Annotated in this window: 16 protein-coding genes; 3 read left to right on the forward strand and 13 right to left on the reverse strand. The window is 65.4% G+C overall.

Annotated features, from left to right (window positions below; genetic code table 11):
• Positions 1–81: 81 nt before the first annotated feature.
• Genes rsmD through RXV95_RS05740 form a run of 3 tightly spaced genes read right to left on the reverse strand, consistent with a single transcriptional unit; the run spans position 82 to position 2,594 of the window.
• Positions 82–648 (reverse strand): 16S rRNA (guanine(966)-N(2))-methyltransferase RsmD, encoded by a 567-nt coding sequence (gene rsmD, locus RXV95_RS05730; RefSeq protein WP_338468056.1) that lies wholly within the window; start codon positions 646–648, stop codon positions 82–84.
• On the reverse strand, positions 645–1,409 hold the full coding sequence (locus RXV95_RS05735) for a ribosomal large subunit pseudouridine synthase B (RefSeq protein ID WP_338468057.1): 765 nt from the start codon (positions 1,407–1,409) through the stop codon (positions 645–647). The genes rsmD and RXV95_RS05735 overlap by 4 nt, the downstream gene beginning before the upstream one ends.
• Before the next feature lie 9 nt (positions 1,410–1,418).
• Positions 1,419–2,594 (reverse strand): aromatic ring-hydroxylating dioxygenase subunit alpha, encoded by a 1,176-nt coding sequence (locus RXV95_RS05740; RefSeq protein WP_338468058.1) that lies wholly within the window; start codon positions 2,592–2,594, stop codon positions 1,419–1,421.
• A gap of 82 nt (positions 2,595–2,676) precedes the next feature.
• Between RXV95_RS05740 and RXV95_RS05745 the strand changes: the two genes are divergently transcribed.
• The gene (locus RXV95_RS05745; RefSeq protein WP_338468059.1) at positions 2,677–4,035 is read left to right on the forward strand and encodes an MFS transporter; all 1,359 of its coding nucleotides are present in this window, start codon (positions 2,677–2,679) and stop codon (positions 4,033–4,035) included.
• Positions 4,036–4,043: 8 nt separating this feature from the next.
• Here the strand turns inward: RXV95_RS05745 and RXV95_RS05750 are convergent, their stop codons facing one another.
• The 4 genes from RXV95_RS05750 to trpB are packed head-to-tail and all read right to left on the reverse strand — an operon-like array spanning position 4,044 to position 8,268.
• Positions 4,044–5,351 carry a folylpolyglutamate synthase/dihydrofolate synthase family protein gene (locus RXV95_RS05750; RefSeq protein WP_338468060.1) on the reverse strand — a complete coding sequence of 436 codons (1,308 nt, stop codon included), beginning with the start codon at positions 5,349–5,351 and terminating at the stop codon, positions 4,044–4,046.
• Between the two features lie 27 nt (positions 5,352–5,378).
• A complete protein-coding gene (gene accD, locus RXV95_RS05755) occupies positions 5,379–6,227 on the reverse strand; it encodes an acetyl-CoA carboxylase, carboxyltransferase subunit beta (RefSeq protein WP_338468061.1) in 849 nt (282 codons plus the stop codon).
• The gene (gene trpA / locus RXV95_RS05760) at positions 6,224–7,021 is read right to left on the reverse strand and encodes a tryptophan synthase subunit alpha (protein ID WP_338468062.1); all 798 of its coding nucleotides are present in this window, start codon (positions 7,019–7,021) and stop codon (positions 6,224–6,226) included. The genes accD and trpA overlap by 4 nt, the downstream gene beginning before the upstream one ends.
• A complete protein-coding gene (gene trpB, locus RXV95_RS05765; RefSeq protein ID WP_338468063.1) occupies positions 7,018–8,268 on the reverse strand; it encodes a tryptophan synthase subunit beta in 1,251 nt (416 codons plus the stop codon). Before trpB ends, trpA begins: the two co-directional genes overlap by 4 nt.
• 284 nt (positions 8,269–8,552) lie before the next feature.
• On the opposite strand from trpB, the gene RXV95_RS05770 reads away from it, so the two are divergent.
• Positions 8,553–9,017, forward strand: coding sequence for a hypothetical protein (locus tag RXV95_RS05770; RefSeq protein WP_338468064.1), 465 nt, complete (start codon positions 8,553–8,555; stop codon positions 9,015–9,017).
• 72 nt (positions 9,018–9,089) lie between these two features.
• Here RXV95_RS05770 and RXV95_RS05775 read toward each other — a convergent pair whose 3' ends face one another.
• The 4 genes from RXV95_RS05775 to purB all read right to left on the reverse strand — a co-directional run bounded on the left by RXV95_RS05775 (position 9,090) and on the right by purB (position 12,111).
• The gene (locus RXV95_RS05775; protein ID WP_338468065.1) at positions 9,090–9,734 is read right to left on the reverse strand and encodes a phosphoribosylanthranilate isomerase; all 645 of its coding nucleotides are present in this window, start codon (positions 9,732–9,734) and stop codon (positions 9,090–9,092) included.
• Between the two features lie 10 nt (positions 9,735–9,744).
• Positions 9,745–10,419, reverse strand: coding sequence for an orotidine-5'-phosphate decarboxylase (pyrF, locus tag RXV95_RS05780; protein ID WP_338468066.1), 675 nt, complete (start codon positions 10,417–10,419; stop codon positions 9,745–9,747).
• Entirely contained in the window at positions 10,416–10,730 is a 315-nt protein-coding gene (locus RXV95_RS05785) for a lipopolysaccharide assembly protein LapA domain-containing protein (RefSeq protein ID WP_338468067.1), read from the reverse strand. Before RXV95_RS05785 ends, pyrF begins: the two co-directional genes overlap by 4 nt.
• A gap of 67 nt (positions 10,731–10,797) precedes the next feature.
• Positions 10,798–12,111: an adenylosuccinate lyase gene (gene purB, locus RXV95_RS05790; protein ID WP_338468068.1), complete on the reverse strand. Its 1,314-nt coding sequence runs from the start codon at positions 12,109–12,111 to the stop codon at positions 10,798–10,800.
• A 276-nt stretch (positions 12,112–12,387) separates the two neighbouring features.
• Here purB and RXV95_RS05795 point away from each other — a divergent pair, with 276 nt between their 5' ends.
• Positions 12,388–14,727, forward strand: a complete 2,340-nt coding sequence (locus RXV95_RS05795) for a mechanosensitive ion channel domain-containing protein (RefSeq protein ID WP_338468069.1) — start codon at positions 12,388–12,390, stop codon at positions 14,725–14,727.
• On the opposite strand, the gene RXV95_RS05800 is transcribed toward RXV95_RS05795, so the two are convergent.
• Both RXV95_RS05800 and radC read right to left on the reverse strand, forming a co-directional pair.
• Positions 14,689–15,414, reverse strand: a complete 726-nt coding sequence (locus RXV95_RS05800) for an NRDE family protein (protein ID WP_338468070.1) — start codon at positions 15,412–15,414, stop codon at positions 14,689–14,691. The two genes, RXV95_RS05795 and RXV95_RS05800, sit on opposite strands and share 39 nt — an antisense overlap.
• Positions 15,414–16,148 (reverse strand): DNA repair protein RadC, encoded by a 735-nt coding sequence (radC, locus tag RXV95_RS05805; protein WP_338468508.1) that lies wholly within the window; start codon positions 16,146–16,148, stop codon positions 15,414–15,416. The genes RXV95_RS05800 and radC overlap by 1 nt, the downstream gene beginning before the upstream one ends.
• Positions 16,149–16,195: the final 47 nt, after the last annotated feature.

A 16,195-nucleotide genomic window follows, 5' to 3' on the forward strand; every position in this document is an offset into this window, starting at 1 on the left:
GCAGCGTACTTCAGTACGTGAGCACCGGAAGTTCGCATAAGTGCCGTTCGCAGGCCCGCATGGGCTGAAACCCGGCGATCCCTAGGCGGCGCCTGCCAGCCTTGCGAGGTGGATCATCGCCTTGCCCACCTTTCGGGTCGCCACGATATCCAGGCCCTTCAGCATGGGTGTTTCATCGGCGGCGGTTTCCAGGCTGATCCACGTCGCGTCGCCGATCCAGCCGAGCCGCCGCAGCTTGTCCAGCGCAACCGCGCCCGCGCCGGTGTGATACGGCGGATCGAGCAGCATCAGGTCAACCGGCTGTTTCGCCGGGCCAAGCGCCAAAGCGGACGAAGCGCGCACATCGCAGCGGTCCGCGGCGCGCAGGGCGGCGATATTGGTGCGGATCGCGCGGATCGCGGCGGCGTCCTGTTCAACGAAAATGCACTTCGCCGCACCGCGCGACAGGGCTTCCAGCCCCAGCGCGCCCGACCCCGCGAAAAGGTCTGCCACTTCAAGCCTTTCGAAGCTGCCCAACCTGCTGGCGAGCATGGAAAACAGTGTCTCGCGCGTCCGGTCCGCCGTGGGGCGCGTGGCATCGCCCTGCGGCGCGCGCAGCGGGCGTCCGCGCCATTCGCCGGCAACGATACGCAGTCCGCCCGGCCTCATGCGCGTTTCAGCCCCTTGCGGAAGCGTTCGACCTCTATCTGCTTCACTTCGTCTGCCTGTCCGCGCGGCAGGTCGCCCAGCAGGAACGGCCCGTATGCGGTGCGGATCAGGCGCGATACCTGCAGGCCCAGATGTTCCAGCACACGGCGCACTTCGCGGTTCTTGCCTTCGGCCAGCGTCATCTCGATCCACTGGTTGCGGCCGGTGCGGCGTTCCATGTTGGCGTCGATGGAGCCATAGCGCACGCCGTCGATAGTGATTCCTTCGATCAGGTCTTCCAGCGCCTGCTGGCTCACATCACCGAAGGTCCGTGCGCGATAGGTGCGCGGAACGCCAGTGGCGGGCAGTTCCATCGCGCGCTTCAACTCGCCATCGTTGGTAAGCAGCAGCAGCCCTTCGGTGTTGAGGTCCAGTCGACCCACCGGCATCAGCCGCGGCGTGCCTTTGGGCAGCGCGTTGCGCAGCGCGGTGTAGATGGTGGGCCGCCCCTTAGGATCGCGTTCCGCCGTGATCAGGCCGGACGGTTTGTGGAAGCGGAACAGGCGCGGCGCCTGCGGCGCGGCGACGGGCTTTCCATCGACGGTCACGCCTTTCAGGGACGTGAGCAGCGTGGCGGGCGTCGTCACCAAATCGTCGCCGATGCGGATGCGGCCGTCGGCGATCATCCGCTCGACCTCGCGGCGGCTGGCGACACCGGCGCGGGCGAGCAACTTGGCGATACGGTCGCCGCTGCGCTCGTCAGTGTTCTTCGGGGCGTTCATCGCGGCCCTTTAGCCGTTGGCGAGCGCGGCGTCACCCTTTGCCATCTCCTCGGTGCAGATCTCGTGGAAACGGCGGATGCCGCCTTCCAGCGTTCCCAGCGTAAGCTGCGTGACGGCGCCGGTTTCCAGCCCTTCCTGCCCCAGTGCGGCCGCGCGGAAATCCTCGCTGGCGAAAACCCCGCCGTCCAGAAGTTCCCAGCTACGCCTCCAGTGGCTTTCCGCCTTCTCGCTTTGCGGGGGCTGCGGGATCAGCATGAAGTCTTCCGCCATCGTGCGGTTCACACCCTGCGGCATGATTGTCATCACGTTCACGTAATCGGGGCTGACCACGATCACCGTCGCCGGGAAAAGCTGGTAGGCGAAAGTGCCGACCTTGCGCAGTTCGTCCCAGTCGGAAAGGTCGATCCCCTCCATCTCCGCCGCACGCCCGACCAGCGACCGCTGGTGCGGCCCGATCTGATCCCCGGCGGTTATGCCGTCCTTGAAGAAGGGCGCGATGGTCGCGGCGTGGAGGCGCAGCACGTGATAGCTTTCGAGGAAGGCATCCATGATGAGCTTCCAGTTCGATGCGACCAAGTGCGTGCGGCGTTCGTAAAGATGCTTGCCCGCAAAGCCGATCGCATCGAAATCGCGCCCAACTTCGGCCGCGTCCGAAAAGTCCGCGCCTTCGACGGGCGAGAACCAGATCAGCCCGCCCGATTCGTGACTCGGCAGTTCGACAAGGCCGTGCGCGTCCTTGTCGAAGCCGGGGAAAGTATCGGGCCGGGGCAGGGCGAGCAGGCGTCCGTCGGTGGCATAGCTCCACGCGTGATAGGGGCAGACCATCCGTTTGCCCTTCGCCACCGCGCAGCCTTCGACCAGCCGTGTGCCGCGATGACGGCAGACGTTCATGAATACGTGCGCCTTGCCGTCACCGTCGCGGGTGATCAGCAGCGGCCGCCCGGTGGCATCGTGCGCCACGCTCATGTTCGGGTCGGGAAGCAGCGCGGACGGGCACAGCACTTGTGGCATCCGGTCGAACAGGGTGCGCTTTTCGCGCGCCCAGTGGTCCGGATCGATATAGACCGAGGCCGGGACGTGCCCGACACCGGCGTTGCTGCGCGCCTCTCCCGCGGCGACCTTTCGTGCCAGGGCGAGCTGGCCATCGGTCGGGCGCCGCCGCGTGACCGTGTCGTTGTTGTTCATGGGGGCTATGATTACCCGAAATCGCGGCTAGTTTCGCGCGTAAATTGCAGCCGGCAAATTTCAATCCGGGGAAAGGTCGCGAATGACATCGAGTGCTGGCGGGACGGACGGCGGTGAAGCGCGCAAGCTGTGGGATTCGGTGGAACCCTATCTTGAAAAGGAATCGCTTGCCGCGTTCTTCCTGGGCGTTTCTTCCGGCTATCCGTTCTCGCTGCTCGCCGCGACCCTGACGACGCGGCTGGCGCAGGACGGGATCGAAAAGTCCACGATTACCGCGTTCACGCTTGCCTTCTTCGTTTACAACTTCAAGCCGCTGTGGGCGTGGATCATAGACGGCGTGCGCCTGCCGCTGCTTGGCCGGATGGGGCAGCGCGTGGCGTGGATGATCGTGACGGGCCTGCTGGTCATGGCGGCAACGATCAACCTTGCGCTGGTCGATCCGGCGAAGGACATCGGCGCGACGGTGGCCGCCGCTGTCCTGCTGGGTTTTGCGGGGGCCAGCTTCGACATCGTGATCGACGCTTTCCGGATCGAGACGCTGAAGCCCTACCAGCTTGGCGTCGGGTCGGGGATGAGCCAGTACGGCTGGCGCATCGGGGCGGCGGGTGCCGGCGCGCTCGCGCTGGTCGTCGCGGCGCGCAGCGACTGGCACATGGCCTATGCCGCGTGCAGCGTCTTCGCGCTTCCCGCTATCCTGACCGCGGTGGTGCTGGGTGAGCCGAAGCGCCACCAGGTTACCCATGAAAAGCGCGGAATGGCCGATATATGGGAGTCCATTTCCGGACCTTTTGTGGAATTCTTTCGCCGTTCGGGCGCGTGGCTGGTCCTCGCTTTCATCCTTGTCCACAAGATTGGCGATACGCTGGCGAACCTTACCTTCCGGCTGCTGTTCAACGATCTGGGATTCAGCAACGACGAAATCGCGCTTTATGACGTGGGCGTGGGCTTCTGGGCGCTGATCGTCGGCGTGTTCGTGGGCGGCATCCTCTATGCTCGGCTTGGGCTTAAACGCTCGGTGCTGATCGCGCTGGTGCTGATGGCGGTATCCAACCTGTCGTTCGCGTTGCTGGCCGCCGCCGGTCATTCCAACCTTGGCATGGCGGGCGCGATCGGGTTCGAGAATTTCGCCAGCGGCTATGGCGGCGTGGTAGTGGTCGCCTATTTCTCCGCGCTGTGCGACCTGCGCTTTACCGCCGCGCAATATGCGCTGATTTCCGCGGGGGCGAGCTTTGTGGGCCGCCTTGTCACCGGCACCACGGCGGGCGCGCTGATCGAAGCGATGGGCTATGTGAACTTCTACCTGCTCACCACGGTCGTCGCGCTGCCGGGCATCGCGCTGTTCTGGTGGATGATGCGCACCGGGCTGGTCGATGCATCGATGGGGACGGCGGGCGAAGTGGGCCCGGGTGACGCGCGCAACGACGATACCGCGTTCGACTGAGGCAGCGTTCAGTCCGGAATTTCGCCGTTGAGGCGCAGCACCTCTCCCGCGACGTAAAGCGATCCCGCGATCAGCACGTCGCCCGGCGCATCGAGCGCGGCCAGCGCCGTGGTCACGTCCGGATAGCTTTTCACCGGCAGGTCGGTGAACGGCGCGAAGTCTTCGGGGGCGTGCGCTTCGTGTCCGGGGGCGGGCACGATCGAAACGCTCAGCAGCTTGCCCGCCAGCGGTTTCAGGATGGCTGCCGGGTTCTTGCTGGACAGCATGCCCATGACAAGGTGCAACGGCGGTTCATCTGCAAAGTGGCGCGCGATGGCCTGCCCCGCGTCCGGATTGTGCCCTCCGTCCAGCCAGATCTCGCGCCCGGGGGCGACTTCGGTCAGCGGGCCGTGCGAAAGGCGCTGCAGACGGGCGGGCCAGCGCGTGTCGACAATGCCCTTTCCCGCGGCGTCCATCGATATCCTGAAGGCATTCTGGTGACGCAGCATGGCCACGGCCAGTGCCGCGTTGTCTGCCTGGTGCAGGCCGGCCAGCGCGGGCAGGGGAAGCGTTAACCGGCCTTGCCCGTCCCGATAGTGGATCGAACCTTCCGCCTCGGCGAACCAGTCGCGTCCGCGCATGAACAGCGGTGCGCCGATGCGCTCAGCAGCCGCCTTTATTTCGTGCGCGGCTGCATCGGGATAGCCTTGCGTCACCAGTGGCACGCCGCGCTTGGCGATGCCCGCCTTCTCGAACGCGATCCGGGCGAGGGGATCGGCGGGCACGCCATCTTCGGGCACCAGAAGGAAGGCTTCGTGATCCAGCCCCAGCGTCGCGATGCCGCAGACCAGCGGCGCCCGCATCACGTTGGTCGCATCGAAGCGCCCGCCAAGCCCGGTTTCGATCACGCAGGCATCGGCGGGCTGGCGCGCGAAGGCCAGGAACGTCGCCACCGTGGTCACTTCGAAGAAGCTCGGCCCCATGTCGCCCGCCGCGTCGAGCACTTCGGCCAGCAGTTCCGCCAGCATCGCGTCCGATATCAACGCACCGGCAACGCGGATGCGCTCGTTATAGCGGACCAGATGCGGTTTCGTTGCAGAGTGGACGGTGAGCCCCGCCGTCTCCAGGATCGCGCGCAGGTATGCGCAGGTCGATCCCTTGCCGTTCGTTCCGGCAACGTGGAACACAGGCGGCATCGCGTCCTGCGGATTGCCCAGCCGCGCGCACAGTTCACGCACCGGATCGAGGCTGAGCCGCCCCTGCGGCAAGGACAGTGTGCCCAGCCGGTCAAGCTGGGCCTGCACCGCCGGATCGTCCGAGATCGCGAAGTCTTTCATCGGCGGTGCTGATCGGGGGGAGTGCCGTCAGGCCGCCCTGGCCGCCGTCAGGTAATCCAGCGTGGCCGTCAGCGTATCCTTCAGGTCGCGCCGGTGGACGACCATGTCGACCATGCCGTGATCGTGCAGGTATTCGGCGCGCTGGAACCCTTCGGGCAGCTTTTCGCGGATCGTGTCCTGAATCACGCGCTGTCCGGCGAAACCGATCAGCGCGCCCGGTTCGGCGATCTGCACGTCGCCCAGCATCGCATAGCTGGCGGTGACGCCGCCCGTGGTCGGGTCCGTCAGAACGACGATGTAAGGCAGGCCCGCCGCGCGAAGCTGCGAAATGGCGACCGTGGTGCGTGGCATCTGCATCAGCGACAGGATGCCTTCCTGCATCCGTGCGCCGCCCGCTGCCGTTACCGCGATATAGGCGCACTTGTCTTTCAGCGCACGCTGCACCCCGGCAAGGAACGCATCGCCCACCGCCATGCCCATCGATCCGCCCATGAAGGCGAATTCCTGCACGCCGACAACCGCCTTTCGGCCGCCGATCGAGCCTGCCGCGTTGGTCAGCGCATCGGGGTGCGGATTGGCTGCGCGGGCGGCCTTAATGCGGTCGGTGTATTTCTTCGAATCGCGGAATTTGAGCGGGTCTTCCTTCACCTTGGGGGCGGGAAGGATTTCGAACCCGGCATCCATCAGTTGTGCCAGCCGCGCGTCCGCACCGATGCGGCCATGATGTTCGCAACGCGGGCAGACGGAGAGGTTATCCTCGTACTCCTTGACGAACAGCATCTCGCTGCACGCGGGGCACTTGATCCACAGGTTGTCGGGCGTCTCGCGCTTGGGCGAGAAGGGCAGGGCGTTCCTGACGCGGGTTATCCAGCTCATGCCGATTCCTTACGCGATTGATGCACGGCTTGCGAGAGGGCGCTGGTCAGCTCGCGGATCGGGCCTGCCGCGTCCGCGCCGTGCTGGCCGACAAGATCGACCAGCGCGGAGCCGACGACCACGCCGTCCGCCACCCTGGCGATTTCGCGCGCCTGTTCGGGAGTGCGCACCCCAAAGCCGACCGCGACGGGCAGATCGGTCGCGGATTTCAGCCGCGCGACCGCGTCTTCGATAGAGCCGAGCGCCGCCTGCTGCTTGCCGGTGATCCCCGCAACCGAGACGTAGTAAAGAAAGCCGGACGAGCCTTCGAGGATCGTGGCGAGCCGCGCTTCGTCCGAGGTCGGCGTGGCGAGGCGGATCAGCGAAACGCCCTTGTCGCGCAGCGCCGGGCCAAGCTCGGGGTCTTCCTCGGGCGGAATGTCGACGCAGATCACGCCGTCAACGCCCGCTTTCGCGCATTCGGCGCCGAACCATGCGCCGCCCCGGATGGTCATCGGGTTGGCATAGCCCATCAGCACCAGCGGCGTTTCGGGGTGTCGCGCGCGGAAATCGGCTGCGATCTTCAGGATGTCGGCGGTTTTCGTTCCGGCGCCAAGGCTGCGAAGGTTCGCGGCCTGGATCGCCGGGCCATCGGCCATCGGATCGGTGAAGGGCATGCCCAGCTCAATCACGTCCGCGCCGCCTTCGACCAGTGCATCGAGCAGCGCGGGGGTGGCTTGCGGAGTGGGATCGCCTGCGGTGATGAAGCAGACGAGGGCGGGGCCGCGCGAGAAGGCTTTTTCGAAGCGGCTCACAGCTTTACCCCCAGATGCTCGGCCACGGTGAAGATGTCCTTGTCGCCGCGCCCGGAGACGTTGACCAGCACGATCGTGTCCTTGCCCATCTGCGGCGCAACCTTGGGCAGCGCGGCGAGCGCGTGGGCGCTTTCCAGCGCGGGGATGATGCCTTCCAGCTTGCAGCACAGCTGGAACGCGTCGAGCGCTTCGTCGTCGGTGATCGGCAGGTACTTCACGCGGCCGCTTTCGTGCAGCCACGAATGTTCGGGGCCGATGCCGGGATAATCCAGCCCTGCGCTGATAGAGTGGGCTTCGGTGATCTGGCCGTCCTCGTCCTGCAACAGATAGGTCTTGTTGCCGTGCAGGATGCCGGGGCCGCCGCCCGTCAGGCTGGCCGCGTGCTGGCCGGTCTCGATCCCGTGCCCGGCGGCTTCCACGCCGATCATCTCCACGTCGCGGTCGTCAAGGAACGGGTGGAACAGCCCGATGGCGTTCGACCCGCCGCCCACGGCCGCCAGCAGCATGTCGGGAAGGCGCCCGGTGCGCGAAAGCATTTGCGCGCGCGCTTCCTTGCCGATCACAGACTGGAAGTCGCGGACCAGTTCCGGGTAGGGGTGCGGGCCGGCTGCGGTGCCGATGATGTAGAAGGTGTCATGCACGTTGGCGACCCAGTCGCGCAGCGCCTCGTTCATCGCGTCTTTCAGCGTTTTCGCGCCGCTTTCGACCGGGATCACTTCGGCGCCGAGCAGCTTCATGCGGAACACGTTCGGCCGTTGCCGCTCAACATCCAGCGCGCCCATGTAGATCACGCAGGGGAGGCCAAAGCGCGCGCAGACCGTGGCGGTGGCGACGCCGTGCTGGCCCGCGCCGGTTTCCGCGATGATCCGCGTCTTGCCCATGCGGATCGCCAGCAGGATCTGGCCGATGCAGTTGTTGATCTTGTGCGCGCCGGTGTGGTTCAGCTCCTCGCGCTTGAACCACACTTGCGCGCCGCCTTCAGGCCGCCCTTCGGCGGCCGCAATTTTGGCGAAATGCTCGGTCAGGCGCGGCGCGAAATAGAGCGGGCTGGGGCGGCCGACATAGTGTTCCAGAAGATCGTCGAACTCGGCCTGGAATGCCGGATCGGCCTTTGCCGCGCGGTATTCCCGTTCGAGATCCAGGATCAGCGGCATCAGCGTTTCGGCGACATAGCGGCCACCGAACTGGCCGAAATGGCCGCGATCGTCGGGCTGGTTGCGGAAGCTGTTGGGCGTCTGTTCGGTCATGGTTTCTGCTTGCCTTTGGTCGCGCCGCGATTGGCAGTTTCGCGTCGCGCTGTCCAGTGAATCGCGGACCTCTGCGATTGAGGCGCGGGCGGGGCAATTTGCCCCGATGTGGATACCAATTGCGACAAATCTGGTTCCGAACGCACTAAACCACAGAAAATCAATATGATGGCGTGAATCCTGACGGTTTTCTTTCTTTGCCGTTCATCCGTTTGACAGATTGCCGGGCCTAGGTCCGCGTCACCGGCTGACGCTGGTAAATTACTGAAAATAAGGAAATACTTATGCGACTGATAATCGCTTCGCTTGCCGCCGCCGCATCTGTCGCCGCGGTCGCAACCCCTGCATTCGCCAACGATGCCCGCGTCGAACTGCGCACCGGGCTGGGCTGGAGTGACGGCCTTCCCTCCAAAGCGACCGTCGGCGGTGCCGTCGGTTACGATGTGAACGCGGGGCCAGCCTTTGTCGGCGTTGAACAGTCGGTCGACAAGGTGCTGGCCAGCGGCAGCAAGGCGCGCTGGGGCAGCTCCGTGCGCGCCGGCGTCGCGGTAACGCCCAGCACCCGGCTCTATGCCACGGCCGGCTACAACTATGGCGTCGGCCCGAACGCAACCGACATCGGCGGCGGTGTGGAGCACAATTTCTCGATGTCTCCGCTCTACGGAAAGATCGAATACAAGCACTTCTTCACCGAAGACGGCGCGCGTGACACCAACGCGGTGCTGGTCGGCGCGGGATTGCGGTTCTGACCGGATAGACAGTCGCCAAAGCCACGTCGGCGAGGGAGGGCGGCCCCTGTGCGGGCCGCCCTTTCGTTTGTGTTATTCGCCGCGTGCCGCGCGGCAGAACGCGGCGATCTTCGCCGTGTCCTTCACCCCCGGCGCGCTTTCCACGCCAGACGAGGTATCGACCAGCATCGCGCCCGTGATCGCAGCGGCTTCGGCAACGTTTTCGGGAGTAAGGCCGCCCGCAAGGCCCCAGCGCAGCAGATGGTGCGCGCCCTTCATAAGGTTCCAGTCGATGCGCAGGCCCGTGCCGCCGGGCAACGGAGCGCCTTCCGGCGGTTTGGCATCATACAGTGCGAGATCTGCTGCACCGGCGTAAGCTTGGGCGGCGTCCAGGTCCGTGCGTTTGCGCACCCCGATCGCTTTCCATACTTCGCGCCCGGTCCCCGACCGGATGCGGGCACAAAGGTCCGGTGCTTCCTTGCCGTGAAGCTGGATCACGTCGAGCGCGGCCATTGCCAGCACGGCGTCGACCTCGGCGGGTTCCGGGTCGACGAACAACCCGACCACGCGCGTGCGCCCAGACGCGCGGGCGACGAGCGCGGCGGCCTGTTCCGGCGAGACCGAGCGCGGGCTTTTCGCAAAGAAATTGAGGCCGATGTATTCGGCGTCTGCGGCCACCGCCGCATCCAGCGCTTCGGTGGTCCTGATGCCGCAGATCTTGATCGCGGGCGCGGGCATGATGTGCGGCCTAAAGCGTCGCTTCGATCAGCCGCGCGGCCTCCAGCGGGTCTTCCGCGCGGCTTATCGGGCGCCCGATCACAAGCACGCTGGCGCCGGCATCGCGCGCTTCGCGCGGCGTTACGGTGCGCTTCTGGTCGCCGGACTTGCCGTCTGCCGGGCGCAGGCCGGGAACGACGAAGAACCCGTCCTTCCATTGCTGGTGGACCGCCGCCACTTCGTGCCCCGAACAGACGATCCCGTCGAGACCCGCACTGTGGGCGAGATCGGCCAGCCGCAAGGCCTGATCGTGCGCCGATCCGGAAATCCCGGTGCGCGACAGGTCGCCGTCGTCAAGGCTGGTCAGCACCGTGACGCCCACGACCTTGCATCCGTCTGATGCGGCGGCCTTGGCGTCTTCCATCATCGCGCGTCCGCCCGACGCATGGACCGTTACGATCGAAGGTTCCAGCACATGGATCGCCTGCATCGCGGCGGCGACGGTGTTGGGAATGTCGTGCAATTTCAGGTCGAGGAAGATCGGCAGGCCCAGCTTGTGGATTTCGTGCACGCCGTGGTGCCCGTGCGCGCAGAAGAATTCCAGCCCCAGCTTCAGCCCGCCAACGTGGGCGCGCACCTTCTGGCCAAGGGCGATGGCGGAATCGAGCCTGGGCAGGTCGAGGGCAAGATAGACAGGGTTGCTCACGGGGTTTCGCTCGTTCCGGATTGGCTGGCTTCGAGTTGCGACGATGTGGCGAGCGGCGCGCTCGGCACCTGTGCTGCGATGGTGTTTTCAAGCGAGGAGATCCGGCGCTTCATGCGCCAGCGCGTGACCTTGTGCAGCGCCCAGGTGGGTAGCAGGCCAAGCAGGAAGGCGACGATCACCAGCGCGGGCAGCTTGGTTTCAAGCACCAGCCCTTCCCAGATGCGCACTTCCACGGTCTGCCAGTTGGCGAGCGTGAACAGCGCGAGCGCAACCGCAATCACGATCCATACGATCGTCCGGATGATCTGCATGCGTCTGATCCCCTTGGTCTGTGGCCCGCGATGCTAGGGCGCTTTGCAGTCCAATGCCAGTGGCGGCTTATTTGCCGAAAACGCGATCGAAAATCGCGTCGACGGCCTTGAAGTGATAGCCGAGGTCGAACTTTTCCTCGAGCTGCTGCGGGCTGAGCGCCGCGGTCACTTCCGGATCGGCCTTCAGCAGTTCCAGAAGGTTCAGTTGCCCATCCGATTCCCACACTTTCATCGCGTTGCGCTGGACAAGGCGATAGGCCGCGTCGCGTTCCAGCCCCGCCTGCGTCAGCGCCAGCAGCACGCGCTGTGAATGGACGAGACCGCCCATCCGGTCGAGATTCTTTTGCATCCGTTCCGGATAGACGACCAGCTTGTCGATAACCGACGTAAGCCGGCCAAGCGCGAAGTCGAGCGTGATCGTCGCATCCGGTCCGATGAAGCGTTCGACCGACGAATGCGAGATGTCGCGCTCGTGCCACAGCGCCACGTTCTCCAGCGCGGGGACCACGGCGGAGCGAACCATGCGGGCAAGGCCGGTCAGGTTCTCGGTCAGCACCGGGTTGCGCTTGTGCGGCATGGCGGATGAACCCTTCTGGCCGGGCGAGAAGTATTCTTCCGCTTCCAGAACCTCGGTGCGTTGCAAGTGCCGCACTTCCACTGCCAGTCGTTCAATGCTGCTGGCGATCACACCCAGCGTCGCGAAGAACATCGCGTGGCGGTCGCGCGGGATAACCTGTGTGCTGACCGGATCGGGCTCTAGCCCCAGCTGCTCTGCCACATAGGCTTCGACCGACGGATCGATATTGGCGAACGTGCCCACCGCGCCAGAGATCGCGCAGGTCGCGATTTCCTTGCGCGCGGCAACAAGGCGCGTCTTGCAGCGGGCGAATTCGGCATAGGCCTGCGCCAGTTTCAGCCCGAAGGTGGTCGGTTCGGCATGGATGCCGTGGCTGCGGCCGATGGTGGGGGTGTATTTGTGTTCTTCGGCCCGGCGTTTGATCGCGGCAAGCAGGGCGTCGAGGTCGGCCAGCAGGATATCGCTGGCGCGCGCAAGCTGCACCGCCAGCGTGGTGTCCAGCACGTCCGAGCTTGTCATGCCCTGGTGCATGAAGCGCGCTTCGGGGCCGACCTGCTGCGCCACCCAGTCGAGGAAGGCGATCACGTCATGCTTGGTGACCGCCTCGATCGCGTCGATTGCGGCAACGTCGATTGCCGGATCGGTCTTCCACCAGTCCCAAAGCGCCTTTGCTCCGCTTTCCGGCACGACGCCCAGTTCGCCCAGTTTCTGCGTGGCGTGGGCTTCGATTTCGAACCAGATGCGATAGCGGGCCTCTGGCTCCCAGATCGCGGTCATCGCTGGGCGGGCGTAGCGGGGTACCATGGTCGACTCCGGTTCGATGGGGCTGCGGTTTGCAGAATGCTGGCGCGCGGCTAGGGGGCGCGGGCGCAAATGGCAAGGGCAAGCGCCGTATAACGCAATCGTCCGGCTAATCTTTCCGCGCGGTTGCTAGAAATGCGGGCCTGCGGCATGAACGCGCGATATCGCGGCTTGGACGATAGGATCGCGTCGACCGACATGGTGCCTTTAAGCAGAACGAAACGATGGCTAGCCGTGGCGTGCGCCTTGTTGTGGGCATCCGCATTCGGGGCATTCGCCATGATCCCGGCGGCCCATGCGGCGCAACCTGCCGATACGATATTGGAAGGGTTCAACGCCGATGCCGCGCAGGCGCTGGCGTTGCTGCGAAATTCGTCCGGAAAATCCGACAAGGAAACGCAGCGTGAAATCGACCGCATGCGCGACACGCTGGCGAACGATCGCGACAACGCGCAATCGCTGGCCGACAAGGGAACGATCGAGACGCGTCTGACGCAGTCGGAGATCGAGGCGCTCGGCGCCGCGCCCAAGTCCGGTGAGAGCGAACCGCCCGCGCTTGCCGCGAAGCGCCGCCAGCTTGAGGACCAGCTTGGCCTGCAAATGCTGCCGGTCCTGCGCTGGCGAGAGGCGCAGGCGCGGTCCGCCACGCTGGTGGATGAACTGGACAGCCGGTCTGCGGCGATGACCCGCGCGCGCCTCATGACGCACGGATACTCGCCGCTTGACCCGCGCCTCTGGCACGGCGCGCTGGTTGAAACGGCGCGTATGTTCTCGGTGGGGGCTGACAGGATTGCCGCCGTCAATGCGCGAATCGGCACACTGGCGATCATCGGGCTTGCGGCTTTGGCGCTTGTGCTGCTCGTCGTGCCGCCGTTGCTGTTCTACCGGGGCTGGACCCGCGTTCGCGTGAAAGTGGAAGGCCGCATCATCATGGCCGCCCACCTGTGGCGCAAGCTCGGCATGGCGCTCGCGCTCGACGCGGTATCGCTTGTCGTCTTCATTGCCGTTCTGGCGCTGGTGATCGCGGGCATTTCGCTGGCGATGCTGCCGCTGGCCGGAAACGCGGCGGTCAGCGAAATCGCGATGTCGATCCTGCTTGCCAGCCTGCTGCTCGCGTTCGCGCAGTGGCTGGGCCGTTCGGTCCTGCTTTCGCCGATCCATGACCTGCGGCTGATCCGTTTCGCGCCGGAACCCGCCGGGCAAGCGTTGATGGTCGTCCGGTTTCTTGGCCTGATGCTGACGTTCGAGGCCGTGATCGGCGTGACGGAGAAGGCGGGCACCATCGGCGCTTCGTCCGCCAGCCTGCTTTCCGGGCTGTTGCTGGTCGCGGGGTGCTGGCTTTTGTGGCGTCTCGCGGGACTTATCCGCAACGGCGCACGCGAACCCCGCCCGGAACCGGCTCCTGACGACCCGCAGCCCGCGCGGATGGATTTCGCCACGCCGATCAGCCGGGTTCTGGGCGGCTTCGCGCTGATCGCCGCGCTGACGGCGCTGGCAGGATACATCATGCTGGCGCGCGAGATATTTTCAGACCTCCTGCTCAGCCTGGCGGTGGTGACCATCGCGGTCTATTTCCACCGCGCGGTGAAGCTGGTTCTGCGCGCGCTGGCCGACGGCCCGCTGCATCTCTATCGCCGCGTGCTGCATTTCGTTCCGATGGTGAGCGGGCTTTTGCTGACGCTTGGTGTTGCGCTTCTGGTCGCACTGATCTGGGGCTATCGCATCCAGCAGGTGAGCGACGCGGTGGTGGCGCTGCGGACGGGTGTGAAGTTCGGCAATATCAACCTTTCAGCCGGAGACGTGCTGAAATTCGCGGTGGTCTTCGGGCTCGGCTATATGCTCACCCGCTGGATACAGGGCTTCCTGCGTGTGGCGATCCTGCCAGAGTTCGGCATGGACAAGGGCGTGCAATCGGCACTGGTCACCGCGCTGGGCTATGCCGGGATACTGATCGCGGCGCTGGCGGCGATCGCCTCTACCGGGCTTGACCTGACCAGCCTGGCGTTCGTTGCCGGCGCCCTGTCGGTAGGTATCGGCTTCGGCCTTCAATCGGTGGTGGAGAATTTCACCAGCGGCATTTTGCTGCTGATCGAACGGCCGGTGCGCGAAGGCGACTGGATCGTCGTTGGCACCAACGAAGGCATCGTCCGCAAGATTGCCGTGCGTTCTACCCGGATCGAAACGTTCGACGGGCATTATATCATCGTCCCCAACTCGCAGCTCATCAGCAGCGCGGTGAAGAACGTTACTTTCACCGGCGGCGTTGCGCGGGTGCTGGTGGAGGTGGGGGTCGCCTATGGGTCGGACTATGAGGAAGTGCGCCGGATACTGCTCGACATCGCCGACAAGGAGACAAGGATCGTCGATCAACCGGCGGCAAGCGTGTGGATGACCGGATTTGCGGACAGTTCGGTCAGCTTCCGCCTTGCCTGCTGGATCGACAGTGCGATGAACACGGGTGGCATGCGGTCCGATCTGCATTTCCAGATTGCCAGCCGCTTTGCCGAAGCGGGGATCGATATCCCCATTCCGCAGCGCGACATCTACATCCGCACAATGCCTTCGGCCGGAGCGGAAGGGTCAGGCGGGCCAGCGAAAGGCGATGCGACTCTCGCCTGACGGTTCGCCATCGGGGTCGAAGCGCCGTTCCGCGATGCGTCCGTTCCCTGCGTTGTCGATGGTCACGACGGTAGAGCAGCGCGTGCCATAGGCCGGGTCACGGATGAAAACCGGGCTGAAGGGCAGGTCCGGCCCTTCGCTGTCCGGTTCGGGCGGCAGCGGCGTTTCATCCGCCAGGGCCGCGAACAGGGCGCCGGTATCGTCATCGTCGCTGTCCAGCCAAAGGCCGAGCGTTTCGGAAAGGCGGCGGGTTTTTGCCCAGGGCCGGTCGAACACCCCGTTCGACACGCCGTGGATACCGGGGGCAAGGGCGCTTTCTGCCGGTGCGGGCGCATTGGTAAGGTGCCGCGCGCCGTCGGGATCTATGCCAAGCAGGTGGAACGGGTTCATCCGGTCGGTATCGGGGCGGGGCGCGTCCAGCAGCCAGTCGGTAACCAGCCCCCCGCGTGAGGCCATGCTGGGTTTCGGATAGCCGGGCACGCGGAAGTTGGTGACAAGCGCGAACCGGCCCGCCTCGCTCACCCCCAGCCACGTTCCCCCGGCCTCAAGGTCGCGTCCGGCGATGATGCCGCTATCGTTCCACCGGCCCAGCGGCGCCGCGGGGCGGGCGTGGAATTCGTCGCGGTTGGCGATCACGACCAGACGCCAGCGCGGGTGCGCCCGCCATGCCAACGCCGCCACGCACATCAGATAAGTCCCTTGGCTTTCAGCGAGACATGCCCGTCCTGTCCGATCACGATGTGGTCGTGCACCACGATGCCAAGGTGTCGCCCCGCTTCGATGATGCGCTGCGTTATCTGGATGTCGGCGCGACTGGGTTGCGGATTCCCGCTCGGATGGTTGTGCACGAGGATCAGCGCGGCGGCCCCGATGTCGAGCGCGCGGCGAATCACTTCGCGCGGGTGGATCGCCGCTTCGTCGATCGTCCCGTCGCCCACCTTCTCGTCCAGCATCAGCGTGTTCTGGGCGTTAAGGTAAAGCACGCGCACGCGTTCGCGCGTCAGGTGCGCCATGTCTATGTGCAGGTAGTCGATCAGCGCCTGCCAGCTTCCCAGCACGGACTTTTCGCGCACCCGCTGGCGCACCATGCGCCGCGCGGCGACGGCGACGATGCGCAGGGCCGCCGCGCTGGCCGGTCCCATGTCGGGATGCTTGATCAGTGTCTGCGTGTCCGCCGCAAGCACACCCGCCAGCGAGCCGAAACGCCGGATGAGCGACCGTGCGACCGGTTTCGTATCGACACGTGGCCGGGCCGTCGCCAGCAGATATTCTATCAATTCGTAATCCGCCAGCGCGTCTTCCCCGCCTTCCAGCAGCCGTTTGCGAAGCCGCTCGCGGTGACCGGAAGAATCATGGCTGGTTTCGCGCAGTCGCGCCTTGTCGGGCGTTCGTTCAGGAAAGAGTTGGGGGTCCTCTGTCATCAGCTTGAATGTGCGGGCACCTTTCAACAGGTTCGTGCGTTCATGGT

The sequence above is a fragment of the Novosphingobium sp. ZN18A2 genome (assembly GCF_036784765.1).
In the GTDB taxonomy this organism is placed as follows: domain Bacteria; phylum Pseudomonadota; class Alphaproteobacteria; order Sphingomonadales; family Sphingomonadaceae; genus Novosphingobium.

Bases quoted from the DNA above. Each gene is read 5' to 3' on its own strand.
- RXV95_RS05775 (WP_338468065.1), bottom strand. From the start codon at position 9,734: ATGCCCGCGCCCGCGATCAAGATCTGCGGCATCAGGACCACCGAAGCG.
- RXV95_RS05740 (WP_338468058.1), bottom strand. From the start codon at position 2,594: ATGAACAACAACGACACGGTCACGCGGCGGCGCCCGACCGATGGCCAG.
- rsmD (WP_338468056.1), bottom strand. From the start codon at position 648: ATGAGGCCGGGCGGACTGCGTATCGTTGCCGGCGAATGGCGCGGACGC.
- purB (WP_338468068.1), bottom strand. From the start codon at position 12,111: ATGGTACCCCGCTACGCCCGCCCAGCGATGACCGCGATCTGGGAGCCA.
- RXV95_RS05800 (WP_338468070.1), bottom strand. From the start codon at position 15,414: ATGTGCGTGGCGGCGTTGGCATGGCGGGCGCACCCGCGCTGGCGTCTG.
- accD (WP_338468061.1), bottom strand. From the start codon at position 6,227: ATGAGCTGGATAACCCGCGTCAGGAACGCCCTGCCCTTCTCGCCCAAG.
- radC (WP_338468508.1), bottom strand. From the start codon at position 16,148: ATGACAGAGGACCCCCAACTCTTTCCTGAACGAACGCCCGACAAGGCG.
- RXV95_RS05735 (WP_338468057.1), bottom strand. From the start codon at position 1,409: ATGAACGCCCCGAAGAACACTGACGAGCGCAGCGGCGACCGTATCGCC.
- RXV95_RS05795 (WP_338468069.1), top strand. From the start codon at position 12,388: ATGATCCCGGCGGCCCATGCGGCGCAACCTGCCGATACGATATTGGAA.
- RXV95_RS05750 (WP_338468060.1), bottom strand. From the start codon at position 5,351: ATGAAAGACTTCGCGATCTCGGACGATCCGGCGGTGCAGGCCCAGCTT.
- RXV95_RS05785 (WP_338468067.1), bottom strand. From the start codon at position 10,730: ATGCAGATCATCCGGACGATCGTATGGATCGTGATTGCGGTTGCGCTC.
- RXV95_RS05745 (WP_338468059.1), top strand. From the start codon at position 2,677: ATGACATCGAGTGCTGGCGGGACGGACGGCGGTGAAGCGCGCAAGCTG.
- RXV95_RS05770 (WP_338468064.1), top strand. From the start codon at position 8,553: ATGCGACTGATAATCGCTTCGCTTGCCGCCGCCGCATCTGTCGCCGCG.
- trpB (WP_338468063.1), bottom strand. From the start codon at position 8,268: ATGACCGAACAGACGCCCAACAGCTTCCGCAACCAGCCCGACGATCGC.